16 protein-coding genes are annotated in these 24,575 nt (G+C 58.9%); 12 read left to right on the top strand and 4 right to left on the bottom strand.

What is annotated here, in order from left to right; translation table 11 throughout:
* Nucleotides 1-145: 145 nt before the first annotated feature.
* Nucleotides 146-1,228, bottom strand: a complete 1,083-nt coding sequence (locus AD944_RS13925) for a dipeptidase (protein ID WP_045541888.1) — start codon at nt 1,226-1,228, stop codon at nt 146-148.
* A 269-nt stretch (nt 1,229-1,497) separates the two neighbouring features.
* Between AD944_RS13925 and AD944_RS13930 the strand changes: the two genes are divergently transcribed.
* Nucleotides 1,498-2,304: an exodeoxyribonuclease III gene (locus tag AD944_RS13930; protein WP_045541887.1), complete on the top strand. Its 807-nt coding sequence runs from the start codon at nt 1,498-1,500 to the stop codon at nt 2,302-2,304.
* 435 nt (nt 2,305-2,739) lie between these two features.
* Here AD944_RS13930 and AD944_RS13935 read toward each other — a convergent pair whose 3' ends face one another.
* Together AD944_RS13935 and AD944_RS13940 are read right to left on the bottom strand one after the other, a co-directional pair.
* Nucleotides 2,740-7,113, bottom strand: a complete 4,374-nt coding sequence (locus AD944_RS13935) for a translocation/assembly module TamB domain-containing protein (protein WP_236709166.1) — start codon at nt 7,111-7,113, stop codon at nt 2,740-2,742.
* 20 nt (nt 7,114-7,133) lie between these two features.
* Complete coding sequence (locus AD944_RS13940; protein ID WP_045541978.1) at nt 7,134-9,059, bottom strand: autotransporter assembly complex protein TamA; 1,926 nt, start codon at nt 9,057-9,059, stop codon at nt 7,134-7,136.
* 295 nt (nt 9,060-9,354) lie between these two features.
* Between AD944_RS13940 and AD944_RS13945 the strand changes: the two genes are divergently transcribed.
* The 8 genes from AD944_RS13945 (at nt 9,355) to AD944_RS13980 (ending at nt 20,625) form a co-directional block, all read left to right on the top strand.
* Nucleotides 9,355-10,434, top strand: a complete 1,080-nt coding sequence (locus tag AD944_RS13945) for a lysophospholipid acyltransferase family protein (protein ID WP_045541885.1) — start codon at nt 9,355-9,357, stop codon at nt 10,432-10,434.
* A gap of 163 nt (nt 10,435-10,597) precedes the next feature.
* Nucleotides 10,598-12,019, top strand: coding sequence for a tRNA (N6-isopentenyl adenosine(37)-C2)-methylthiotransferase MiaB (miaB, locus tag AD944_RS13950; RefSeq protein ID WP_045541884.1), 1,422 nt, complete (start codon nt 10,598-10,600; stop codon nt 12,017-12,019).
* The gene (locus AD944_RS13955; RefSeq protein ID WP_006558436.1) at nt 12,016-13,125 is read left to right on the top strand and encodes a PhoH family protein; all 1,110 of its coding nucleotides are present in this window, start codon (nt 12,016-12,018) and stop codon (nt 13,123-13,125) included. Before miaB ends, AD944_RS13955 begins: the two co-directional genes overlap by 4 nt.
* Nucleotides 13,109-13,648: an rRNA maturation RNase YbeY gene (gene ybeY / locus AD944_RS13960; RefSeq protein ID WP_045541883.1), complete on the top strand. Its 540-nt coding sequence runs from the start codon at nt 13,109-13,111 to the stop codon at nt 13,646-13,648. The genes AD944_RS13955 and ybeY overlap by 17 nt, the downstream gene beginning before the upstream one ends.
* Nucleotides 13,645-14,577 (top strand): hemolysin family protein, encoded by a 933-nt coding sequence (locus AD944_RS13965; RefSeq protein WP_045541882.1) that lies wholly within the window; start codon nt 13,645-13,647, stop codon nt 14,575-14,577. The genes ybeY and AD944_RS13965 overlap by 4 nt, the downstream gene beginning before the upstream one ends.
* A gap of 84 nt (nt 14,578-14,661) precedes the next feature.
* Complete coding sequence (locus AD944_RS13970) at nt 14,662-15,285, top strand: thioredoxin domain-containing protein (RefSeq protein ID WP_039904184.1); 624 nt, start codon at nt 14,662-14,664, stop codon at nt 15,283-15,285.
* Between the two features lie 41 nt (nt 15,286-15,326).
* A complete protein-coding gene (locus tag AD944_RS13975) occupies nt 15,327-19,880 on the top strand; it encodes an AAA family ATPase (protein WP_045541881.1) in 4,554 nt (1,517 codons plus the stop codon).
* On the top strand, nt 19,867-20,625 hold the full coding sequence (locus AD944_RS13980; RefSeq protein WP_045541880.1) for a hypothetical protein: 759 nt from the start codon (nt 19,867-19,869) through the stop codon (nt 20,623-20,625). Before AD944_RS13975 ends, AD944_RS13980 begins: the two co-directional genes overlap by 14 nt.
* A 449-nt stretch (nt 20,626-21,074) precedes the next feature.
* Here AD944_RS13980 and AD944_RS13985 read toward each other — a convergent pair whose 3' ends face one another.
* Nucleotides 21,075-22,592 (bottom strand): acetyl-CoA hydrolase/transferase family protein, encoded by a 1,518-nt coding sequence (locus AD944_RS13985; RefSeq protein WP_045541879.1) that lies wholly within the window; start codon nt 22,590-22,592, stop codon nt 21,075-21,077.
* Between the two features lie 286 nt (nt 22,593-22,878).
* Between AD944_RS13985 and AD944_RS13990 the strand changes: the two genes are divergently transcribed.
* The 3 genes from AD944_RS13990 to AD944_RS14000 all read left to right on the top strand — a co-directional run bounded on the left by AD944_RS13990 (nt 22,879) and on the right by AD944_RS14000 (nt 24,518).
* Nucleotides 22,879-23,607 (top strand): metallophosphoesterase, encoded by a 729-nt coding sequence (locus AD944_RS13990; RefSeq protein WP_045541977.1) that lies wholly within the window; start codon nt 22,879-22,881, stop codon nt 23,605-23,607.
* Nucleotides 23,608-23,676: 69 nt separating this feature from the next.
* The gene (locus AD944_RS13995) at nt 23,677-23,994 is read left to right on the top strand and encodes a chorismate mutase (RefSeq protein ID WP_006558973.1); all 318 of its coding nucleotides are present in this window, start codon (nt 23,677-23,679) and stop codon (nt 23,992-23,994) included.
* The gene (locus AD944_RS14000; RefSeq protein ID WP_045541878.1) at nt 23,991-24,518 is read left to right on the top strand and encodes a SixA phosphatase family protein; all 528 of its coding nucleotides are present in this window, start codon (nt 23,991-23,993) and stop codon (nt 24,516-24,518) included. The genes AD944_RS13995 and AD944_RS14000 overlap by 4 nt, the downstream gene beginning before the upstream one ends.
* Nucleotides 24,519-24,575 lie beyond the last annotated feature (57 nt).

The following is a 24,575-nucleotide window of genomic DNA, read 5'->3' on the forward strand; positions in this document are numbered from 1 at the left end:
GACACACAACCCAAACCCTTGATTTACAAAGGGTTTATAAAAGGACATTTGAGGAGGAAACGTGCGTTTCAGAGATTTTGTTGAAAATAAAGGAAGTCAAGGGAGGAAGTGGACAAATTGTGCAGAAATCTGTCCACCGTGCTTTTTACGCAGTGATCGCGCTTTGTTCCGCAACCTCTTCCGCCTTCTTCAGCAGCCGCATGAAGTTTCCACCCCAAAAAGCCGCGATCTCGCTGCGGTCATAGCCGCGACGCAGCAATTCTTCTGTCACGTTCACGCCCTGCGTGGCGTTTTGCCAGCCTTCAATTGCGCCACCACCGTCAAAATCGGAGGATATCCCCACATATTCCGGCCCAATGCGCTTCACCACATAGTCAATATGGTCCACAAAATCCGCAACATTGGCGGTACGCAGGCCATCCCCTTCCCGTGGCTTCAGGAACGCAGGCATAGCCGTGATCTGAATCACACCGCCGCTTTCCTTCAACGCATCAAGCTGCTCATCATCCAGATTGCGCGGATGATCACACAGCGTGCGTACGCATGAATGGCTGGCCACCACCGGCACCGCAGACACCTGCACCGCCTGCAACATGGTGGATTTGGCAGAATGTGACACATCCACCAGCATACCCAGCCGGTTCATGTGGGCGATGGCGTCCCGCCCTACAGCAGAGAGGCCACCGTGCCGCTCCAGCTTGTCGCCCAGACTGGGGCGATGCACGGCAGCATCGGCCAGCGCATTATGCCCATTATGCGTAAGCGTAACGTAACGTGCGCCCTTCGCGCGGAACTGTGCCAGTAGCGCGGGATCGTCTCCCATCGCGTAGCCGTTTTCCACGGCAGGCACCACCGCCAGCGCGCCCGCTGCCTGCGCCGCAAGCATGTCCGCCACAGTCGCGCAGACACGCGCTGTCACACCATTCTGCGTGCCCTGCATACGGTTGATGGCATCCAGCATGGCCAGGCATTGCGCCTGAGCCTCGGCGTGACCTTTTTCCGTCACCGGCCCCTGCCCGATATAGGCCACAAAACACCCGGCAGACATGCCGCCCTGCTGCATTTTTGGAAGATCAACCCTGCGGGTTTCCGTGTCCACAAAGGCATCACCCTGATCCGGCCACGGAATATCAATGTGGCTGTCCAGCGTGAAAAGCGCGTTATGAAGCGCACGCGCAGCAGAAGAAGCGGAAGGTTGGCTCACCGGAGCCGAAGAAGGAAGCGTCATGCTGCAGAAATGGTCCCATATGCGATAAATGCAAGGCGCACGCCCTGCCGGTTTTGTTTCCAAAGGCTGTTTGAAAGTTCAGCAGCACAACGGCTGGCGCGGAACGATACAACCCAGAGCCCGGTGGTTTTGAAGGCCCGATACGGCGGCATCGGGGGCATCATCACCCTGTTCTGGCGCAAACCTCCGCCAGAGAGACCTGACAGACTTTTCAAACACCTTCCCTACTATGTGCCGAATTTCACTTGCCCCGCAAACCGGGATGCGCAATGCCGTTGGGCATGCGACTTGTAACCTGGAACATCAACTCCCTCCGCCTCCGCCTGCCAGTGCTGGAAAAGCTGGGCGCCACCCTCGCGCCAGACATCATCTGCCTGCAGGAAACCAAGGTGCCAGACCCTCTTTTTCCGGCAGATGCGTTGCGGAACATGGGGTTTGAGCACCTCCACTACAAAGGGATGAAAAGCTACAATGGCGTGGCCATCCTCTCGCGCCATCCCATTACGCCGCTTGAAAAACTGCCGGACTGGCATGGCAAGGAAGACTGCCGCCACATAGGCGCGCAGGTGCACCTGCCAAGCGGCCCTGTCGAACTGCACGATTTTTACGTGCCGGCAGGCGGCGATATTCCTGATCCCGAAACCAATCCGAAATTTGCCCACAAGCTCGCCTTTGTGGAGGAAGTAACCGAGTGGTTCACCACCCGCAAACGGGACCGGACTGTGCTGGTTGGGGATTTCAATATTGCCCCACTGGAGCATGACGTCTGGAGTCACAAGCAGCTTCTGAATGTGGTCAGTCACACACCCCCAGAAACGGAACGCCTGAATGCGTGGCTGAATGTGGGCTTTGTTGACGCCATGCGCCACTTTGTCCCTGCCAGCGAGAAGCTGTACACATGGTGGTCCTACCGTAACCGGGACTGGAAGAAATCCAACCGTGGCCGCAGGCTGGACCATGTCTGGATTACGCCTGACCTTGTGCCAGACCTCACCGGCATGACCGTCGTGCGTGAAGCCCGAGACTGGGATACCCCGTCTGACCATGTGCCTGTGGTTGTCGATTTCAGTCTGTAGCCATTGCTTGAACGCCTGCTGATGGGGATTGGTGCAGGATTTCGAGGGTGACAAAGCGGACATAAAGGACACGGGCCAAATCTGCCGGGAGGGAAACCTCGCGCAATTTTAACGGCCAAACGCATTCAGCAGTCCAAAAGACCCACCACGCCGCCTGATGGGTCTTTCAAGCAGTCATTTACGAGACACGTTAAAAAGTCAGACGTTGAAAGAGCGTGTTCCTGTGCACGTCTGACTATGTTGTCTTTAGCCATCCCCGTCACACGCTACCTCGCGGCGAAAAGCCCGCTCTTGTTTTATCCTAAAGTGCCGTGGCAGCCTTTATCTGCATACTTTTGAAACAGGCTCCAAAAAGAAAACAGGGCTGCTGGCAATTAAGCCACGAGATAAAACTTCCATGCCAGTTTCGCTCTGCTTTCCGAGCAACTGCCGCGGTTAATAACGATACTGCCAGAGCAGACCCACGCTGCTGCCCGGATCATTTTCCGGCGTGGTAAAGCCCGTTACGTTTCCGCCCGTGCCGACGGTGGTGTTTAGCTTGAGATGTTTTGTCAGATCCACCTGCACCTGCGCCTGCGTGCCTGAGCCAGAGGTTGCCTGCTTGGCCCCCACATAAACACCCTTCATGACGTATTTCCCGGCTTCCACCGTTGTTCCGCCGTTGCCCACACCAGACCCGCCGCCAATAGCCAGACGGTCCAGATGCAGGGTTTTCCGTAATGTGCCCATCGGATCAAATGAGGTCATGCCGGTCAGCGTCGCCAGCGCCGTTCCCAGTTCCACCATCTGCGTGGAAGAAAGGGAGTGGGCATCCGTGCCAAACAGCAGCATGGCCAGTACCTGATCCTGAGGCAGCGGCGGGTTGGAGACAAAGCTGATCTTGGGGGCGCTGGCATATCCCCCCACCTTGAGCATGGCGGTCTCGCCATTCACCACACGGTCGGCTTCAAAATCCAGAGTGGGGTCAAGCTTGTGGCTCACGCCACTCCCGTTGAAAGCCACGCGCCCTTTGGTGAAGTTAAGAGAGATCCCGGCAAGGTCAAAGTTACCGCGCTTCAGGTCAAACCCGCCGGTAACCTGCGGTGCCTGCGCTGTGCCATTGACTTTGAGCTTACCTGCCATTTCGGCATCAAGCCCATGCCCGCGAACGAAGAATTTACCCGGCGATGTGACTGTCAGGTCCAGCCCGATGACGGCTGCCTTGGTGTTGGCTGTAGCCTCCTTGGGTTCCGGCGGTTTGTCACCCGGGCGAACCACATCAAGACGCGCCACGGAAGACGGCAGGGAGTTGGGGATGTTAATTTCCACCCGTGGCAGCGATATACCTCCCACAACATCCATACGGGTACTTACCTGCCCGCGTATGGCGATATCCGCGTTCATGACGGCTGTCAGCAGATCGCTGGAAATGGGCCGTGCGTTCTTGGCCGTAATATGCATGTCAATCGGCATGCCCGGCGCCATGACACCCACAGACCCTGTAACGCCAAGCGTGCCTTCACCCGCCTTGGCTGTCAGGTTCTGGATGACGACGTTCTCGTGCGAGCCGACAACCCGGCCATTGATCTCCGCCAAATGAACGCCCTGAGCAAAATCCTGAAAATCCGCATTATGCAGATCAACTGTGCCCGTCACGTTGGGGGACGCCATGGTGCCAGCCACCTGCATGGCAAGCTGCACATCGCCTTTGGCCTGCCGTGCCTGCGCACCCAGCACACCGTTGGCAATGGCCAGATCAAGATGCCCGTCAGACCGCAGATTGATCGGCCCTGTTTTGGAAAGCGGAGCCGTGCCAGCCACAGTCAGCGCCAGCTTCGGCCCCGCCGCTGCCTTTACGTTCACCTTCGCTGCTGTCCCGGCCAGATCAGCCTGCGCATCCACACTTAACGCCGGAATGGAAGCTGCTGCACTGCTGCCGTCCATTCTCAACCCGCGCCCGGTCAGATGCACCTGTCCTGTCGGCCGATCCATGCTGCCCGCAACCTTGGCCTGAAGGGAAAGATCACCCTGCGCATGCACATCTGGCGCAAATGGACGCGCCAAAGCAGGCGTCACGTGCTGGATATCTGCCGTAACGGACAGTGTGGGCTTAATGCGCCCTGCCACATCCAAGGTGGCTGGTTCGGCCCCACGCGTGCTGAGAGTAGCACGCAGACGGTCCACCCCCATTGTGTCGCCAAAGGAAACCAGCGCGGGCGCCAGCAGCTTGAGGGATTCTTCCTTGGCGGTTGCCGCCAGTTTCTGCACCTTCACCTGCTTTGCAGGCAGATTAAGCAGTGCCGCCGTATCCAGAGACAACGGACTCCCTGACCAGCTTGCCGGACCAATCTGCGCTGTCAGCGCCATGGCGTTGTCTGGCCCTTTGGCCGTTACCCGCGCCTGCCCTGTAACACCCGCAGCAGAAAGACCGCCCAGCTTCAACGTCAGATCCGCATCCGGATGCGCGGCAGGGTCACGCACCGTGCCCGCCAGCGCCAGAGACCCGATTTTAGCCTGAGCGGTTGAGACATTGCCGTCCAGCTTCAGCGCTACCTGAGGTTTCTCGCCCACCTGCGTAGTCTGAACAGACGCCGCCAGTGCCCCGGCAATCTGCTGACCAATCAGGTTTCTGAAATCTGCCAACCGCCCGATTTTGAGGGTTAAATTCCCTAACGGCACAACCTCGCCCTGTGGCAGCGAGAGGTCACCCGCCCCTTGCAGGCTGTTCCAGGAGAGTTTTTTCAGATCAAGCTGGCGCGCGCCTTTTTCATCCTGCGCAAAGGCCGCATCCAACAGCAGAGGCGCTTTATCAACTGAGCCATTTGCCGTCAGCGTGCCTGTGGGCGCGGAGGGAAGATGCGTCAATGCCGCATCCAGCACGACGGGGCCACGCGGCATGGTGGCAGTGCCGGGATCACCTTCCATATGGAGGGTGGCGGCAAAATCCTGCATCAGCCCCTTGGCGTTCAATGCAAGGGTCAGTCCGCCACGCAGTGAGGGCAGCGCCTTGCTCAGGTCCGGCAACGCCAACGTGGAGGCAACATCCATGTCATGGCCAGTATTCACCCGCCCATGCGCTGCCAGATGCAACGCCTGCCCGTCCACAGCCAGCTTGGTAATATCGACCTGTTGCCCGCCAGAACTTTCTGCCTTTTCTGCCTTCGCTGTGGCTTTGTCTGTTTCAGGCTTATGAGGCGTCTCGACAGCACCCTTGCCAGCCCCATGATCCGTTGCCGCTGGCTTCACACCGTTCTGCGGCACAGCCAGTTCCGGGCCATTATCCTTCTTGGGAGCAGCCGTTTTTTCTGAGCTCCCTTCCGGCTGTACCATTCCGGGTTCCAACGGGCGAAGCGTTGTGACAAGCGAGAACGTCCCCTTCGGGCCGATCAGCCCGACTGCCTGTGGCTGGCCACCCGTAATGGCCAAGGTGCCATCCGCACTGACATGCGTATCACCCGTCGCTTTGGCAGGAAGATCAAACGCGGCTTTCATGCCCATCTGCCCCTGCAGGGGCGTATTGCCCATCTGCCCGAAAGGACGCAGATCAGGGAGCGCCAGTTCCAGCGTGCCGCGCTGTGGCGCGGCTGTCATCACATTGCCGGTCAGATGCAACAGCGGGTGCGACACATCCAGCACCAACGGCCTGCCATCCGCCTGCGGAGAAATTGTCGCATCCAGTTGCACCGGGGCACTGGCCAGCAAGGTGGGAGCAGAACCCGGAAGCCTTACACCATCCGCCGTCATGACCAGATGCATCTGGTCCGCCGCGCCGGGGTGACCGCTCTGCCCGGTAAAGGCAGCCTTCAACGTGCCGACTCCCGCGCCAGATGCCACAAGCCGGTCTATCTGAAGGGAGCCGGTCCCATCCGGCTGGCTCATCTTGCCTTTTAGCTGTGTCACCAGATGAATGGCGTCCCACCCCAGATCAGGACGCAAGGCCAGCTTGGGCGCATCCAGTTGCGCCCTAAGGCTGCCCAGTTTTTCACCCAGCAGATCAAGCACGCCATCCGCCTTGGCTGTAATCGGCCCTGCTCCGGCAGAAAATGCCAGAACCGCAGCGTTTGTTGGCCCCTTGATATCCAGAGAGAGCGCAAGCGGGGTCAGTTGCGGCATTTGCAGTTTGGTGGCTGCAAAGCCATCTTTTCCTTCCTTGGCGTCCAGATGCAGGCCCAGCTTGCCGCCGCCCGTAGTGGTGGCCAGATCAATCTGCCCTTCTGCATCAAGCCGCTTCACACTCAGCGCAATGTCCGATCTGGGCAAGGATGGCAGCGTCAGCCCATTCAGCACCGGATCAATGGACGATAACCGACCGTGTCCTCCCAGCGAGAAACTGGCTGCGGTTCCCGCCAGTGGGGCACCCACGTTGATCCGCCGCACGGCAAGATCCTGAATATCGATCCCCAACCCCAGACTGGATTTACTGGTGGATGGCTTGGCAGGGGCTGCCTGTGTGTCAGACACCGGCAGACGCGGGATATCCAGTTGATCCGCCTTGATCGCGTAAATGCGGGCCGTACGCCCAACCAGACTTAAAGGAGACCAGTTAAGGTCAATATTCTTCAGCGACAGCCACACGCCCTGCTTATCGCGCAGCGCAATGGAATCCAGATGGAAATTATCAGGAAACCGGCCTGAAAGCCCGGAAAGCGCCACCATTCCCCCTGTGAGGGAAGTTGTCTGCTGCATCAGCAGTCGTCTGCCCGGCCCGGTATTGGCGCCAACCAGAATAACCCCAACCGCCAGACCTGCCACGCCAGCCAGAACGCCAACTGTCAGCCCGGCAATGCGCCCTGCACGCCGCAAAGCACTGCGGCGCGGCGGCGCGGGCATATCCCCATCCTGCCCCGCCATCAGAACGTTTCTCCCAGCCCGATATAAAGGTCCCACTTGTCCCCACGATGCGGACGGTTGAGCGGAACCGCCACATCCACGCGCACCGGGCCAATAGGCGTGTAATACCGAACGCCACCGCCCGCGCCCACGCGCAGAGTACCTGTAAAGGGAGAACTGCTGCTGCCCACCTGCCCGGCATCCACAAACCCGGCCATACCAAAACTCTTGAACAGCCGCTGCCGGTATTCAACCGTGCCTGCATCCAGCGAAGTACCGCCGATAGCGTAGCGAGTACGGCCATATTGCGGCCCCACGCCCTGCCAGCGATACCCGCGCACGGTGGCGCTGCCACCTGCATACATGCGCTGGTCTGGTGGAATATCGTAGGTTCCAGCCCCCTGAATACTGCCAATGGTCCCGCGAATGGCCAGAATACTGCGCCCCGGCTTGCTGATCCCCAGATGTTTGAGGTCAAAATAATATGAGGCAGACGCATTCATGATCGTGAAGAAAGACGTGCCACTCCCCTTGCTCCCCAAGGAGATGGAAGGCGAAATATTCACGTTGGCACGCACGCCATGAGTGGCAGGTTCAATAGGGTTCCCAACTTCCGTATTATCAAAGGTCGCGCCCAGAGGCAGAGAACCGATGGTGTAATCACGCGTCACGCCAAACTGTTCAATCTGCTCCTGCTCTCCGGCCACCCCGAAATTGACATTCCAGTAGCGGTCAATCTGGCGCGTAATCCCGGCGCGCACCAGAAAAGCCGTCTGCCGGTAGGACCAGAACAACTGCCGCAAGGCCTCAACACGCACGCTCAGATTCTGCTTGCGGCTGTAAAAACCGGGTTTGAAGAAATCTGCATACACATCATACCCCAGCCCCTGCTGGGCCGACCCACCCAGACCGGTAACCAGTGCCGTCAGCTTCAGCCGTTCCGCGTTGCCCAGCAGATTGTAGTGGGTCCATGTCACGCCGCCACGCACCCCCAGATCTGTTGAATACCCGGCTTCCGCCCCAACAGAACGGCGCTTGGCTTCCTGAAATGTAAAATCAAGCGGCATGGTGCCATTGACTGGCTGCGTTGCCCCATCCTTGACCGCCACGTTGGAAAACACACCCAGAGAGGTCAGATCCTGTCGGGCTGCATCAATTTTGGATGGCTGGTAAAGCTGGCCTTCTTTCAGCGTCAGTTGTCGCCGTACAAAAGGCTCCCGCACCCGTTTGAGGCCAGACACATCAATCCGGCCCACATTCAGCACCGGCCCGGGTGAGACAGGATACACAACATCCAGCGTGCGAGTTTGCGGGCGCAAATAAGCCTGCGGCTTGTCCACCTGCGCCAGCGCATGGCCATCTTCCCGCAGGGCATCCAACAGCGTGCCTCCGGCCCCCAGCACCGTTTCCGCTTCGGCCGCATCCCCTGTTTTCAGGGTGAACGCGGCTTTCTGCTCAGGCGTCAGCTCCGCCGGACCATTGGTTTTTTCGTCAACCAGCTTGACCGAACCCAGATGGTAAAGAGGGCCTTTTTCTACCGAGATATCGGCAGTCACCTTCTCATTGGCGGGAACCGATTCAATCCAGTTAGAAAGTGCTGGAGACTGGCCATCCATCACCACTGCGTCTTTGTCCTTGGCGCGGTGAAGGGTGATTTTTACCGTTCCTTCGTAATACCCGTAGCTTTCCAGCGCGGATTTCAGGCGGTCATACTCATTGCGCACACGCCCGGCGAGAGCAAAAGGCCCCACGGCATGCGTGCCCTGAAGGCCCAGCAGATCAGAAGATGATTTTAGCGCCGCATCCAGATCAGCCTGCCCGGTGGGCTTCAGGTTGGTCACATAAGCCTGCGTTTCCGCTGCCCAGGACCAGCCGCCCGCCGCCACACCCCACAGGGAAAAACCAACAACCACACGATTCGCCGTCAGCACGAGTCCGTTCAGGATGCCTCTACCGCTCATCCTCACCCGTTTCTTTCCGCCTGCCGTTGCACCGTTGCCGCCACTTTCTCATCTGTGTTTTTTCAAGGTCTGCATTGCTCCATGCCGTATCACCATGACGAAAATACGGTCAGCCGCACAGCACAGTCCAACAGAATGGGTCTTTTCGCCTTTGTGCCATCTCTGACACGGATTGCGAAGCACGATTGTCCACCTCCATAAGTTCGCGTTATGAAAGCCGCATGGTTTTTCATTCCTGTTGCCTGAGCAAAACCTGCCACGCTGTGGCAGGGGCAAGAACATGACCCGCGCTCGCCCTGCGCCAAAGCGCTCTTCTGCTCCTTCCGGCCCTACCGATCCCGCCGCTCTTTCGCCCCTTCCTGTCTGGGCGGAACGGCTCTGCACGCTCTCTGCCAACATCCGTGGCAGCCTGCGTCTGGGCGGGATCGTGTTCTGGGTGCCGCTTTCAGTCGGGTTTGAAGCGTGCCTGCTTCTTGTTCCGGGCACGGCAAAAATCAGATGGACACGCGTCATCTGGGGCGTGTTGTGCAAACTGCTGGGTGTGCGTATCCGGGTGGTCGGCAAACGGGCGGGCACGGTTGGCGGCCTACGCGCCCGCAAAAGGGGTGAGCGACCCGTCATTTACATCTCCAACCATTCTTCATGGCTGGATGTGCCCATTCTAGGGACGATTCTGCCTTCCGTCTTCGTTGCCAAAGGCGACATTGAAAACTGGCCCATCATGGGGCTGGTCTCCAAAATCGGGCGTACCATTTTTGTCAGCCGCCAGCGCAGCACAACAGGCCGCGAACGCGATGAGATGATTCGTCGCATGGTGGATGGTGACAATCTGGTGCTGTTCCCAGAGGGCACATCGTCTGATGGCTCACGCGTGCTGCCCTTCATGTCCGCCTTCTTTGCCATCGCCAAACTGCCCAAACTGCGTGATGGCATGGACAAGTCACTCCTGCCCATCACGTATGAACCGGGCATGACACCCATTATCCAGCCCGTGTCCGTGGTGTATGACAGGCTAGAGGGTTTGCCCGTCCAGCGCCTGCGTCGGCCTGTGTTTGCATGGTATGGAGACATGGACCTCGGCCCGCACCTCTGGCAGATGGTGCAATGGAAATCCCTTCAGGCCAGCGTGATCCTGCACGAACCGCTAGACCCGGAACTGTTCCCCAGCCGCAAGGCTCTAGCTCAGGCCGCGTGGCATGCAGTGGCCAATGGCGCGGCAGAACTCCGCCAGAATGAAGAAGGCAGCACGCAACCCGGTCGCTGTGATCCTGCCGAGCTTCCGTGCAATAAAACAGGATTTCTCAAACGTCAGCTTGACAGAGTGGCCTCCAGTTTTGCTTCATACAGAAACAGGCACTGAGCAGACGGAAAAAACGGCTGCTCCACATGCAGGAATACCCTGCGGAAGGAGGTCTCTCCTGTCGGTTTCAGAACACAGAACTCTGGCACGGATATCCTTGATGTGAGAAAAGAGGCTTGACCTCGGACGCTGTCCGCCTGATTTCCTCCCCCTGCCGTATGGAATGGGCCTGCGGCACGCCGGAGCCCCTGTTGTCATGACTGGATCGACCACCGCCCTGTCCCCCTCTCGCCGCGGCCTGCATGTCATCACATGGGGCTGCCAGATGAATGTGTATGACAGCGCCCGCATGAGCGATGTGCTGCGCCCGCTGGGTTACCAATCCGTGGACGCGCCTGAAGCTGCGGACATGATTATCCTCAATACCTGCCACATCCGTGACAAAGCTGCGGAAAAGGTATTTTCCGAGCTTGGCCGCCTGCGCAAAATCAAGGAAGCCCGCAAGGAAGAAGGCGCGCAGACCATCATTGCCGTGGCTGGCTGTGTGGCACAGGCCGAAGGGCAGGAAATTCTGACCCGTGCCCCTTACGTGGATATCGTGCTCGGCCCGCAGACCTACCACCGCCTGCCGGAAATGGTGGCCCGAGCCGCCCGTGCTGGCGGTGCGGTCATTGATACCGATTTCCCGGCAGAACAGAAGTTTGACTTCCTGCCAGATGCAGCCGCACCGCAGACACTGGGTAACTACACTGCTTTCCTCACCATTCAGGAAGGGTGTGACAAATTCTGTTCCTTCTGCGTGGTGCCTTACACCCGGGGTGCTGAAAGCAGCCGCTCCGTGGCCTCCGTTCTGGCGGAAGCCCGCCGCATGGCGGAAAGCGGCGTGAAGGAAATCAGCCTGCTGGGCCAGAACGTGAACGCCTATCATGGGGAAGGACCGGATGGGACTGTCTGGGGGCTGGCACAACTTGCAAACGCCCTTGCAACCATTCCGGGCCTCTCGCGTCTTCGGTACACAACATCGCACCCGCGTGACATGGATGACGCCCTGATCAACGCCCATCGTGATCTGCCTGCGCTCATGCCGTTCCTGCACCTGCCAGTGCAGTCCGGCTCCGACCGCATCCTGCGGGCGATGAACCGTGGCCACACGGCTGACGAGTATCGGGACATTGTCCGCAGGCTGCGTGACGCCCGGCCAGATCTGGCCCTTTCCTCAGATTTCATTGTCGGTCATCCGGGTGAAACGGATGAAGATTTTGAAGCCACCATGCAACTGGTGCGGGATGTCACGTTTGCGCAGGCCTATTCCTTCAAATACTCCCCGCGCCCCGGCACGCCGGCAGCCGGTGCGCCGCTACAGGTGCCAGAGGATGTGAAGGACGCCCGCCTGCAGGCACTTCAGGCCCTGCTTCGCCAACAGCAGGATGCCTTCAACGCTGCTTTGGTCGGGCAGACCATTCCCGTGCTCTTTACCGGGGAAGGCCGCAAGCCGGGCCAGATTGCAGGGCGTTCCCCCTGGCTTCAGCCCGTTCATGTTTCTGGCCCGCGTCATCTGATCGGTCAGGAACTGCCTGTCAGAATTACCGAGCGCCTGACCAATTCACTGGGGGGCACTTTGGTAGAGGAGACCGTGTACGCTTGAACACAACGCACCAGCCCCTTTCAGCCCCGCCCCCTGTTTCCGGCTCTGGTGAACCGGAAAAACCGCTAACGCTGTTGTTTGAAGACAACACGCTACTGGCAAGACTGGTGGGAGATCATGACCGCCACCTGCGGCATCTGGAAGAAGGGCTGGATGTGCAGGTGGCACGGCGCGGCAACCGAATCTCCATAAAAGGCGCCGCACCCCACACAGCATTGGCCCGCACAACGCTCAGCACCCTGTATCAGAAACTCGCCTCCGGTGGTGCTGTAGACGTTAGCGCAATAGATGCGGTTATCCGCATGACCCGCCTGCATGAAACCATAAGGCAATCTCCTATGCGGCCATCCGATACAGAAACCATTGCCCCTGCATTCCTCCCCACTGAAGGGCTGCCAGCTCTTAAAATGCGGCATGGGGTGATCGAACCCCGCTCCGCCGGGCAGGCCACCTACATGAAGGCGCTTGCCAACAAGGAACTAGTGTTCGGCATCGGCCCGGCGGGAACCGGCAAAACCTATCTGGCCGTTGCGCAGGCTGTGGCCATGCTTCAGGCTGGCTCGGTCGATCGCATCATTCTCTCCCGCCCTGCGGTAGAGGCTGGTGAACGTCTTGGCTTTCTGCCCGGAGACATGAAAGACAAGATCGACCCGTATCTGCGCCCGCTTTATGACGCCCTGCACGATATGCTGCCGGGTGATCAGGTCATGCGCCGCATGGCGGCGGGTGACATCGAGGTCGCCCCCCTCGCCTTCATGCGCGGCCGCACGCTCTCCCACGCTTTTGTTATTCTGGATGAAGCACAGAACACCACCATCGCGCAGATGAAGATGTTCCTCACCCGCCTTGGCCCAGGCTCCCGCATGGTTGTGACCGGAGATCTGACCCAGATTGATCTACCCTCCGGCACCACTTCCGGGCTGAAAGACGCCATTGAAACACTGGCGCATGTGCGGGGTGTGACCATATCTCGCTTTGAAGCAGCAGATGTTGTGCGGCACAGACTGGTCGCCCGCATTGTTGAAGCGTATGATGCGAAAGCGACGGCTAACAGGGAGACCTCCCGCAATAAGGGCCGTCAGGAGAACAATGGAACCGCCCAGTAGCAGCAGTCACGTCCAGCCTCAAGACGTGACTTATAGGGAAAACTCTGTTTTTGCAGAGTCTTTCCCCTCCTCCGCCTTTGAAGACGCGCCTGAAGTCCTTGTTGAGGACAGGCGCTGGCGGAGTTATATCGCCTCCCCCGAAAAACTGGTCTGGCGCGCCCTTGCCGCCTGCACGGATTACGGCAAGCAGCCTAGCAGTGTGGTTTTATCCACAGATCGGGTGGTCAAACGCCTGAATGGGGAGCATCGCGGCAAGCATCGCCCAACAAATGTGCTCACCTTTGAACCGCCACCCGGCATTCCGGGCGGGGATATCATCCTTGCGCTGGAAACCGTGGTGCGGGAAGCGCACAAGGCAGGCAAACCAGTCAGTCACCATCTGGCGCATTTGATCGTGCATGGCAGCCTGCATCTGGCAGGGTACGACCATCACCATGCGGGGGAAGCCCGCGAAATGGAAATGCTGGAATCCCGCCTGCTATCCCGGCTGGGTGTTCCCAATCCGTGGAAACCCCGATCATGAGCGAATACGAGTCCACGCAGGACCCCCAGCAGGGGCGCGGCGGCCTGTTTTCCTTCTTCAGCCGCAAGAAGAATGCCCCCGGCCTGCGCAGTTCCATCGCAGCCCTCGTGCAGCAGGCCGCAGATGAATCCGAAGAAGAAACGGCAGATGGCGAAAAACCAGAACTGGACCGCCAGGAACGCGCGCTGATTGCCAACATTCTGCGCCTGCGCAACATCTCCGCCGATGATGTGATGGTCCCGCGCCCTGATATTGTAGCCATGTCCGTTTCCATCAGTCTGGACGATGCGCTGGCCATGATGCGGCGTGAAAACCATTCCCGCATGCCCGTCTATCGGGACCAGTTGGATGACATTGTGGGCATGATCCATGTGAAGGATCTGATTGCCTATGTAGGCACCAGTGAAGCCTTCAATCTGGAAGCCCTGCTACGCCAGCCCCTTATGGTCGCGCCGCAGATTCCTGTGCTGGACCTGATGTTGCAGATGCGCCAGCGGCAGACCCATATGGCGCTGGTGATTGATGAATATGGCGGCATTGATGGTCTGGTCACCATTGAAGACCTGATTGAAACCATTGTGGGCGACATTTCGGACGAGCATGACGAACCCGCCGCCACCTTGATTGTGGAACGGCCCGATGGGTCATTCGATGTGGACGCCCGCTGCCCGGTGGAAGAGTTTGAACGCCAGATTGGCCCGATTCTCACGCCATCGGAAAAAGAAGCCGAGATCGAAACCATTGGTGGCCTCGTGTTCCGTATGGCGGGGCATGTGCCCACTCGCGGCGAAGTTCTGACGCACGAGAACGGCTATGTTTTCCGCGTTCTTGATGCGGACGCCCGCCATATCCGCCGTGTAAGGCTGCGCAAGCTGCCAAATGCGCCGGAAAAGCCCGCTGGCAACACCCAGAACACAGCGCAAGAATAAAGAACGGGTTGACGGCAGCATGGTTCTGCCGTCATGCCTATTTTTCTGGATCAGTCCCAACTAGTTCACGGAGCCCGGATTTCCATGGCCTTTTCTCGCCGCTCACTTCTTGTCACAGCAGGTACCGCACTCGTTGCAGGTGCAACTGGCGGTCTGGCGCGCGCTCAGGGCACAACCACGGACACCCGGATAACCCCCCGTGAACTGGGTGACCCCAAAGCCAAGATCGTGGTGGAGGAATGGTTCTCCCTCACCTGCATTCACTGCGCCCATTTCGCAGAAAACACCTTCCCGCTGGTGAAGAAGAACCTGATCGACACGGGCAAGATCCGCTACGTGTTCCATGATTTCCCCACGGATCAACTGGCTACGGTTGCCGCCATGGTGGCCCGCACCCTGCCGCCGGAACGGTACGAAGCCTTCGCCATTTCCCTCCTTTCCAGCCTTGACCGCTGGGCATATGTGCAGGATGGCAGCCCGCTTGAGGCCCTGAAGAAAATGGCGGCCTTTGCTGGCATGCCGGGCGAAACGTTTGATAAAACGGTGGCAGACCAGCAGCTGATGCAGTTCATCCTGGCTCAGCAGACGGAAGCGCAGGACAAATATCATTTTGATTCCACCCCCACCTTCCGCTTCAACAACAAAATTCAGGTTTCAAACGATATGGACTATGAAACCTTTGCCAAGAACGTGACGGACGCAAGCTGAGCATCCGCACGGCACACGTGTTCGTGCAGGCCCGTTCTTAAATGACCGTCCGTTTTGTTCGTCTGCGGATTGCCGGTTTCAAGAGCTTTGCTGATCCCGTAACGGTGGAAATCCTGCCCGGTCTCACCGGTATTGTGGGGCCAAACGGCTGCGGAAAATCCAACGTTGTGGAAGCTCTACGATGGGTCATGGGGGAATCCTCCGCGCGCTCCCTGCGTGGTGGAGAACTGGATGACCTGATTTTTGCTGGCACAACGGGCCGGGCTGCCCGGTCTCTGGCGGAAGTCACCGTAACGCTTGAAGGTACAAAAGGCCTTGGGCCTGCCGCCTTTACTGACCTTGATGAACTCCAGATCAGCCGCCGGGCCGAGCGTGGCTCCGGCAGTGATTACCGTATCAACGGCAAACCCGTGCGTGCGCGTGATGTGCAAACCCTGTTTGCCGATCTCGCCTCCGGCGCACGATCTTCCGCCATGGTCAGTCAGGGCCGTGTGGCCATGCTGGTGGGTGCCCGCCCGGAAGAGCGCCGCACCATTCTGGAAGAAGCCGCAGGAATCACCGGCCTGCATGCCCGTCGGCACGAAGCCGAACTCAAGCTGCGGGCAACTGAAAATAATCTGACGCGCGCAGAAGACCTTCGCCAGCAGCTTTCTACCCGGCTGGATGGTCTGGCCGAACAATCGAAAGAAGCAAGCCGCTACCGGGAACTTGCATCCGCCCTGCGTGAAGCTGAGACAGAATTGCTGGCCGTGCTGCACGCCCGCGCCCGTCTGGCGGTAGAACGCGCCATTGATCTGGCCGCCCGCGCCCGCACAGCGCTGACCGAGCATGAAGAAGCTGCCGAAACAGCGGTTATTGTTGAATTTGAAGCCAATCAGGCGCTTCCGGCCATTCGGGAAAAAGCCGACACGGCCCGCACGCTTCTGGAGCGGTGCCGCGTCACGGCTGAAGGCATGGCGCGAGAAGAACAGCGCGCCACGGCACAGGCACAGGCTGCCACAGAACGCCTGAACCAGCACGAAGCCGATTTTGCCGCCGCGCAGACCCGTGCGGACGATGCCGCCGCCACGCTGGAACGCCTGCAAACAGAACAGGCAGAAGCACAGGCTACCATAACCTCCCTGCCCACGCGTATGGCGGAAGCCGAGGCACGGCAGGCACAGCTCACCGCAGATCTGGCTCAGGCTGAACAGACCCTTACCCGACTGACGGAAACCCTGACCGCTGCCCGCACCCGGCGAGACCGGGCTACGGAAGAACTTGAAACAGCCAAGGCGCTACATGCCCGCACCTGCGAGGCCGTAGCAGCACTTCAGACCGAACTGGACAGCCTGCAAACCCGCATGCCGTCCGAAGAGGTACGGGCAACAGCCGCCTCCGCGCTGGAAGCAGCGATCAAGGCACAGGCGGATGCGCGGACGGCACTGGAAGAGGCTGAACGCACACGGTCTCAGGCCAGCGTGGCGCTCTCGATCGCCCGCAATGATGCGGAAAACGCACGGCAGACACAGGCCGAAACCAGCAAGGCGCTGGACCGTGCACGAAGCCGCCTTCAGACATTGCGCAATGATCTGGCAAACCTTGAAAAGCGGCATGCGGATACACAAACCGCTTTGCTGGCTGACTCCGCACTTCAGACCTTGCGCGATCAGGCAGCCCACGCCAGCCAGACCCATCAGGCTGCTGCCCGTACTCTTGAAGAAAGTGAATCGACACGCCGCACAACCAGCGCGGCCCTGACGGACGCCAGCCGTCGCTTTCAGGCAGATGAGGCACAACGTAAAAGTGTCACGGAAGCCCGGCGCACGGCAGAAACCGCCCTGCAACGCGCCAGACAGGAAGAAGAAGCCCTCACCCGTGGCCTTGAACAAGCCATGAAGGAGGCGTTACCGGATACCGTTTTGCTCGAAGCTCAGCAAAAACGCGGTGCGCTGGAAGAGGACCTTCAGAAAGTCGGCACGGCCCTCACGCAGGCCGATACGCACCTTACGGACCTGAAAGCAGCGCAGACCGAAGCCTTCCGCAATCATGATACGCTGCGCACGGAACTCACGCGGTTAAAGGCGCAGGCGGATGGTTTGGCACAGGCTCTTGGTCAGGATGAGACAACGAGTGCTGAGCCCGTCTCAGCCCAGATTGATGTGCCAGAAGGGTACGAGGCTGCTCTGGCCGCTGCGCTGGCAGAAGGCCTGGACGCACCCGCCGCTGATAACCAGCCGCGCGGCTGGCATCTGCTGACAGGCGCGGAGGGTACCGCCCCCACACTGCCCGGCAATGCCACGCCGCTTAAAACACATATCAAGGCTCCGGCGGTGCTGGACAGGCTTCTCGGTTTTATCGGCCTGTTGCCTGATGGAATTGATGGCGCAGCATATCAGGCTTTGCTTCTGCCCGGGCAAAGTCTTGTCTCACTCAAGGGTGATCTATGGCGGTGGGACGGGTTCTATACGCGCGCAGGCGAGCCGGATGCCGCAACGCGACGCCTCGGCCAGCGCCGTATTCTAAAAGAGACCGAACAGCGTATCACTCTGCTGGAACAGGATGCGCCTACCGTCGAACAGGCTGCCAAAGCGGCAGTGGAAGCCGTGCAGACGGTGGAACGACAGGTCGCAGAATACCGCACCCAGCGGGCGCGGCTGGAGCAGGCACTGCAACAGGCCCGCGCGCAGGAAGCTGATATTGAACGCCGCCATGCTGCTTCCCGTGCACGGCTGGATGGCTTGCGCCCCCAGCAGGAACGTGCGGCTGGTGCCCGCACGGATGCAGAAACCGCCCTCGCTGCCGCCCAAGCCGCAAGCGAAGCTCTGCCCTCCGCCGAATCGCTCCGCGCCGCACTAGAAGACGCACGGCAGCAGGACACCACGGCACAGAATGCCGAGCAAAAAGCCCGCTCGGCCCTCAAAGCCGCCGAACAGGCCCTGCGTACCGCCAACGATGCCCTTACCCGAGCCGAAAATCAGCAGGCTGCGGCCAATGCCCGCATGGAAACCCTGCTGCCTGAACGGGAACGTCTGCGGCAGAACGTAGCGACGGAAGAAAACACACTGGCTGAACTGGAAGCCCGTGTAAGCGCGGGGGCAGCCAACAAACAGTTTGAAGACGCCCTGCGCGCAGCGCAGACCCATCAGACAGAAGCGGAAGCCGCTTTCCGTAAAGCAGAGCAGGATGCCGCCGCTGCCGAAAAAGCGGCACAGGAAGCCAGTATTGCGCACCAGCAACTGCAACAGCAGGCACTGGAACTTCGCTCCCGTCTGGAAGCCCTGACGCCGCGCCTTCAGGAACTCACAGCAGAAAAAGCTGAGCGGGAAGATCTGTTGGCCCGTGCGACGGCCGCGCTGGAAGAGGCCTCTGCCTCCGTGCCGGAAAATGCGGATGCCGAAGTCATCCAGCTTCAGGATCAAAAAACCACGCTGGCCACCCAGCTTGAACAGATACGCGACTTACGCGCTGCGCTGCTGGCTGAAAAAGCCACACTCGCCACCCGTCAGACCACTCTGGCCGCTGGCATTGAAGAATGGACCACCCGCGCCGCCACAGCCCGTACGGATCTGGATCACGCCCGCCTGCGCCTAGAAACAGCCCAATCAGAACACCAGACCGTTTCTGAACTGCCGGCAGAAGCCGAACGCCAGAAAAAAGAGACGTTGCGGGCGCTGACCGAATCTGAAGAACAGTATGCCGCGGCTGATAAAGCCCGCGCGGATGCAGAAGCCGCCCTAGCCGCGGCCAACGAGCAACGCCGCAAGACCGAAGGCGAACTGACCACCGCACGCGAAAACCTCCTGAAAGCCGAGGCCAAGAGCGAACAGGCCCAAGCCATTCTGGACCAGTTGCTAACGGAAACGCCTGCCCCACCCCGCCCTCCGATGGGGGAGCTGACAGAAGCCGCTGAAACCTCCTTGCGGCGCAAGATCGCCCGACTGACTCGGGAGCGGGACGATATGGGGCCAGTCAACCTGCGCGCGGAAATTGAAGCGGAAGAAGCATCCACTCAAGCGAATACCTTGGCTGCTGAAATTGCAGACCTTGAAGCGGCCATTGCCCGCCTGCGCGGGTCTATCGGCGCGCTCAACAAGGAAGGTAGAGAGCGGTTAATGGCCGTTTTCACGCAGGTCGATCACCATTTTCAGTCGCTCTTTTCACGCATGTTTGGCGGTGGCCGTGCGCATCTGGGGCTGGTTGGCAGTGATGATCCGCTTGAAGCAGGCTTGGAAATCTACGCGCAGCCCCCAGGTAAGAAGCTGGCAACACTCTCCCTGCTTTCCGGGGGTGAACAAGCTTTAACCGCTCTTTCATTGATTTTTGCCGTCTTTCGCTGTAACCCAGCCCCCGTTTGCGTCCTCGACGAAGTTGATGCACCTCTTGACGATGCCAATGTCGGGCGCTTCAGTGCTCTGCTTGGTGACATGGTAACAGAAGCAGGGACTCGCTTTCTGGTTGTGACACATCATCAATTGACAATGGCCCATATGGACCATCTGTTTGGCGTGACCATGCAGGAACGTGGGGTGAGCCGCGTACTGTCTGTTGATCTTGCGCGTGCGGCAGCTATGGCTGGCCAGCAAGACAGGGAAACCACACATGTCTCATCGTGAAATGACGGTGGACGCCCCTAAACTTGAGGGGAACCCACTCAAACGATGCCTGGGCAAGGCCGCACTGGCTATTGGCGTCTGTGCGCTGGCCGGGTTCGGGTTGGCGCTCCATCATTCAAAAGCCTATGGGCTGATGGCCCGCATTCATCATGGACTTGTTATCTGCACGCCGGGCACCGGGCTGAGCATGACTCCGGCCTCTACTGGGCTGCTCAGCGGCGCAACCTCCCCAGCCATGATTCGCTTGGCGCTTGCCACGCAGGATGATGGCCGCGTCATTGTGGTGCCAGGCTCCAATCAGTTGAGCGATGTTCTGGCCTCTTCCCGCCGGGCACATACTCTGTTGATGCTCGATCTGAACGATACCAACCCGGTAGATGTGGCAAAACTGGTCCGCAAAGCCAGAATGCGTGACCGCGTGGTGCTGGTGGCTCCCAATCATGACGGTATTGAAGCTGCTCTACAGGCAGATTCGGCCATGATGGTGGCTATTCCCATCAATTCCACACGGGATGCCTACGCAGCGCATAAGCTGGCTAGACACCATCCTTACGCAGCCTATCTCTCTCCCACGGCATCACCGGGCCTCTTCACCTTGGTGCATCGTGATGCCGAAGCGATCATCACGGAAAATCCTGCCACCCCCTCTTTCTCGGCTTCCCAGTTTCTCTCGGAACGCCCAGTTGATATCGTGGTGACAAAGCAGCCAGCGCAACTCACACAAGACCTGACACTGCACAACTAACAGGCCTCTCCCCCCGTTCGCTGTGTGCTGCATCTGTTTGGAAAGCCGACACCAGCTACTGATGGGAAAAGTTTGGAACATGAGCATGGGTGTGCCGGTCTAATTCATAGGCCACATACCCAAAAATGGCGGTAATTGAGAAAAAACTCTCGCCAGAGCGCTGTCATGCTTTTCCACGCGGCTTCTGACTCTAAAACAACAGTTTCAAAAGTACCCCGCTCAATCGGGCAGTCTTTTTTGCCTGAGCACTGTTGTCTTTATTGTCCTACGCTACCGTTTCGGGCCGCCTGAGTCGTTACCTCCAGCTTTTCGACGCGCTCGGAACGCCCTGATCAAGGCGCGGCCTTGTACCCAACGCTGATACCTGCTTTCATGGTGAAACAACAAAAGGCCGGGCGACAGAGATTTCCCCTCTGCGCCCGGCCTTTTTCTGTCTGCTCAAAGCCAGATCAGGCTTTGAGCATGCTGCCCGTTTCAACAAAACGCTGATGCCATGCCAGCGCTTCATCAAGCAGATGCGGCGTGTGCTTACCAAACGAGTCTTTCAGCGCACGACCCAGATAATCCTGAAGCATCGGCTTATAATCAGGATGCGCACATTTGGAGATAATCTCCTGCGCGCGCTTGACCGGAGACAGTCCACGCAGATCAGCCAGCCCCTGTTCGGTCACAAAAATCTGGGTGTCCTGCATAATGTGGTCAACATGCGCGGCCATCGGCACAATGGCGGAAATCTTGCCACCCTTGGCTGTGGACGGAGACAGGAAGATGGACAGATAGGAACTACGGGCAAAGTCGCCTGAGCCGCCGATCCCGTTCATCATCTTGGACCCCATCACGCGGGTGGAGTTCACGTTGCCGTAAATATCCGCCTCAATCATGCCGTTCATGGCAATACAGCCAAGACGACGGATCACGCCGGGGCTGTTGCTCACGTCCTGCTGGCGCAGAATGATCTTGTTGCGGAAGAAATCCATCCGGTTGTTGATTTCTTCGGCAGCATCCGGGCTCAGTGAGAAAGACGTGGCCGAGGCAATACGCATCTTGCCGGAATCCAGCATGGACAGCATGCCATCCTGAATGACCTCGCTGTACCCAACCAGATTTTCAAACGGCCCTTCATTCAGTCCGTCCAGCACCGCGTTGGCCACGTTGCCCACTCCGGACTGAAGCGGCAGCAGGGACGGTGGCAGGCGGCCTTGTTTGACTTCATGCTCAAAGAAATCAAGCAGATGCTTGGCAATGGCCTTTGCCGTATCATCCGGCGCGGCAAACGGCGCATTCCGGTCCCGATCGTTGGAGCGCACAATCGCCACGATCTTATTGGGGTCCACTTTCAGGGAGTGGCCACCAATGCGCCCATCAGCTTTGGTCAGGGGGATGATGTCACGCGGCGGAATCCCGCTGATATTGCCATCCCAGATGTCATGAATGCCTTCCAGACCCGGATGCTGCCATTCATTGACTTCGATGATGACCTTCTCGGCAATATCGAGAAATGTCTGGGAGTTACCAACAGAAGATGTTGGCACAATGCCGCCGTCTTCCGTAATGGCAGTGGCTTCCACCACGGCAACATCAAACTTGCCGTAGTTGCCCTGTATGGCCCGGCCAGCAACCTGCCCCAGATGGTTATCAAAATAATCTGTCTCACCCGCGTTGATACGGTTGCGCATGCCAGCATCCGTATTGAAGGGTGAGCGGAAATAAACGCCATTCACCTTGGCCAGCGCGCCATCAAGCTGCGGGCCGGTGGAAGCGCCGGTAATCAGGCTGATACGATACTCTTCTCCCTTGCCGTGCGCTGTTTCCATCAACTGGGCCAGTGCTTCCGGCACCGCCTTGGGGTAACCAGCCCCGGTAAAACCGCTGGTACCAACCACATCGCCCGGACGAATCAGTTCTGCTGCGGCTTCTGCCGGGCGGACCTTGCTGCGCAGGGAGGCATTACGAATGCGCTCTGTCATGAGAGGCTTTCCTGTTCCTGTTTTTACTGTTCTGAAAAAAGGCCGAACGAAGAAAGGGGACACATATACTGCATGGGGGCATGCAGCTACCGCCCTCTATATCCAGCCTTTTTCCCACCGACACCGTCCCGGCGCCGGGTAATGGCGTAACCTAGGCAGAAAAACTTCTCTCTGGCGTGTCACATGGTTGTGCACAAAAAGCGGAATGCAAAAAAATATCGCCATCCCCTTCCCTGTCCAGACCAGTGAAGCCTACATGGAAGGAAGGAATGGTGGACAAACGCGGATGGACAAAGGCTTCTTCCTTGACGAAAACGTGAAAAAAGCAATGCGGAAAGGACTCCGCGTTGTGGGAGATGTGCACGGTGATCTTGACGCTTTCCGACACGCCGTCGCCACAGAACGTTTCATCATCCAGTTGGGAGATCTTGTCGATTACGGGCCAGACAGCGCAGGTGTTCTGCGACTGATGATGGAGGTCATGCAACAGAAGCGTGGCCTGTTTCTCATCGGGAATCATGACCGCAAGCTGGGGCGGGCGCTGCTGGGCCGTAAAGTGCGGCCGGACCCGCCGCTTGAGGCAACGCTTTCACAGCTTGCCCAGCCCGAAAATGCCGATATCGCCCGCGCCGCACTCTCGTGTCTGGAATCAGCCCCGGCATGGCTGGTGCTGGACCGCAAGATTTTTGTACATGGCGCCTTTGATGTCCGCATGCTTATGGAACCGCCACCACCACCGTTGGAACGGGTGACATTCCTGCTCTCACGCGCATTGTTCGGTGAAACCACCAACCGCATGCAGAAAGATGGTTACCCCGAACGGTGCCTGAACTGGGTCAACCATATCCCCGGCGGTTACACTGTTTACTGTGGGCATGATCAACGCTCCACCAACGGATGCCCTCTTACCATTCCCGGCCGCGCAGGGGGGCAAGCCATCTTTACAGATACCGGTGCCGGCAAAGGCGGCCATCTTGCATGGCTGGACCTGCCACCGGTTTCGATGGAAAACTGAACCGGAGCCGTATAAAAAAGCGCTGAAACCCGGCCTCTTTGACCTTCAACCAAGAGATACCATACCACCGTGACAGACCAGACTTCTCCCGCAGATGCTCTTCAGGACCTCCGCCGCAGCATTGACAATATTGACGCAGCCCTTGTTGCCATTCTGGCAGAGCGCTTTCGTTGCACAAAAGCTGTTGGAGCCCTCAAGGCCCGCTATGGCATGCCGCCTGCTGACCCCGCGCGTGAAAGCCGGCAGATCGCACGGCTGCGTACCCTTGCGGAAGAAGCTCATCTGGACCCGGATTTTGCTGAAAAATTCCTGAACTTCATTATTCACGAAGTCATCCGGCATCATGAAGCGATTGCCAGACAGTCTTCAGACTCGGCAAACACATGACACGCCGCCTGCTGCTGCTAAGGCATGCGGAGGCTGCCCCGCCCCCTGCAGGTGACTTCAGTGAAACGGCTGATCTCGCCCGCCCCCTGACGGCAGCAGGCCGCGCCGCCGCCCAAAGATGCGGTGTCTGGCTGCGGCAGCATACGCTCTCGCCAGACCTTGTGCTGTGCAGCCCCTCCGTTCGCACCCGCCAGACGCTGGAAGGGTTACTTCCCTTTCAGCAGCCATCAGCTTTCCCTACCCGCTTCTGCCCCGAAATTTATGAAGCGCCACCAGAAGCACTGCTTGCCCAGATTCGTACCGCACCTGTTCAGGCACGCACCGTTCTTCTGATCGGCCATAATCCGGGCATCTCCGCGCTTGCCCGCCTGCTGGATCAGCAGGCCATTGCACTTGATCAGGGATTCGCAACTGCGTCTCTCGCAGTCTTCAGTATGTGGGGGTCAGACACAGGAACCGACACACCAGACTGGGCGCAATGTGACGGACAAAGCCTGACTTTGGACACATTCGCGCGACCCTAGCGCGGAAAAACAGCGGTTTTCCGGCGGAGAGCTCCCAAGATAACGCGCGGTTTATCG

The organism is Acetobacter tropicalis, from assembly GCF_001580915.1.
Lineage (GTDB): Bacteria > Pseudomonadota > Alphaproteobacteria > Acetobacterales > Acetobacteraceae > Acetobacter > Acetobacter tropicalis.

Excerpts from the sequence above, each read along its gene's own strand:
- AD944_RS13945 (WP_045541885.1), top strand. The coding sequence starts at position 9,355 with ATGACCCGCGCTCGCCCTGCGCCAAAGCGCTCTTCTGCTCCTTCCGGC.
- AD944_RS13925 (WP_045541888.1), bottom strand. The coding sequence starts at position 1,228 with ATGACGCTTCCTTCTTCGGCTCCGGTGAGCCAACCTTCCGCTTCTTCT.
- AD944_RS14000 (WP_045541878.1), top strand. The coding sequence starts at position 23,991 with ATGACACGCCGCCTGCTGCTGCTAAGGCATGCGGAGGCTGCCCCGCCC.
- AD944_RS13930 (WP_045541887.1), top strand. The coding sequence starts at position 1,498 with ATGCCGTTGGGCATGCGACTTGTAACCTGGAACATCAACTCCCTCCGC.
- AD944_RS13975 (WP_045541881.1), top strand. The coding sequence starts at position 15,327 with ATGACCGTCCGTTTTGTTCGTCTGCGGATTGCCGGTTTCAAGAGCTTT.
- AD944_RS13980 (WP_045541880.1), top strand. The coding sequence starts at position 19,867 with ATGTCTCATCGTGAAATGACGGTGGACGCCCCTAAACTTGAGGGGAAC.
- AD944_RS13935 (WP_236709166.1), bottom strand. The coding sequence starts at position 7,113 with ATGCCCGCGCCGCCGCGCCGCAGTGCTTTGCGGCGTGCAGGGCGCATT.
- AD944_RS13985 (WP_045541879.1), bottom strand. The coding sequence starts at position 22,592 with ATGACAGAGCGCATTCGTAATGCCTCCCTGCGCAGCAAGGTCCGCCCG.
- AD944_RS13990 (WP_045541977.1), top strand. The coding sequence starts at position 22,879 with ATGGACAAAGGCTTCTTCCTTGACGAAAACGTGAAAAAAGCAATGCGG.
- AD944_RS13965 (WP_045541882.1), top strand. The coding sequence starts at position 13,645 with ATGAGCGAATACGAGTCCACGCAGGACCCCCAGCAGGGGCGCGGCGGC.
- miaB (WP_045541884.1), top strand. The coding sequence starts at position 10,598 with ATGGGCCTGCGGCACGCCGGAGCCCCTGTTGTCATGACTGGATCGACC.
- ybeY (WP_045541883.1), top strand. The coding sequence starts at position 13,109 with ATGGAACCGCCCAGTAGCAGCAGTCACGTCCAGCCTCAAGACGTGACT.
- AD944_RS13970 (WP_039904184.1), top strand. The coding sequence starts at position 14,662 with ATGGCCTTTTCTCGCCGCTCACTTCTTGTCACAGCAGGTACCGCACTC.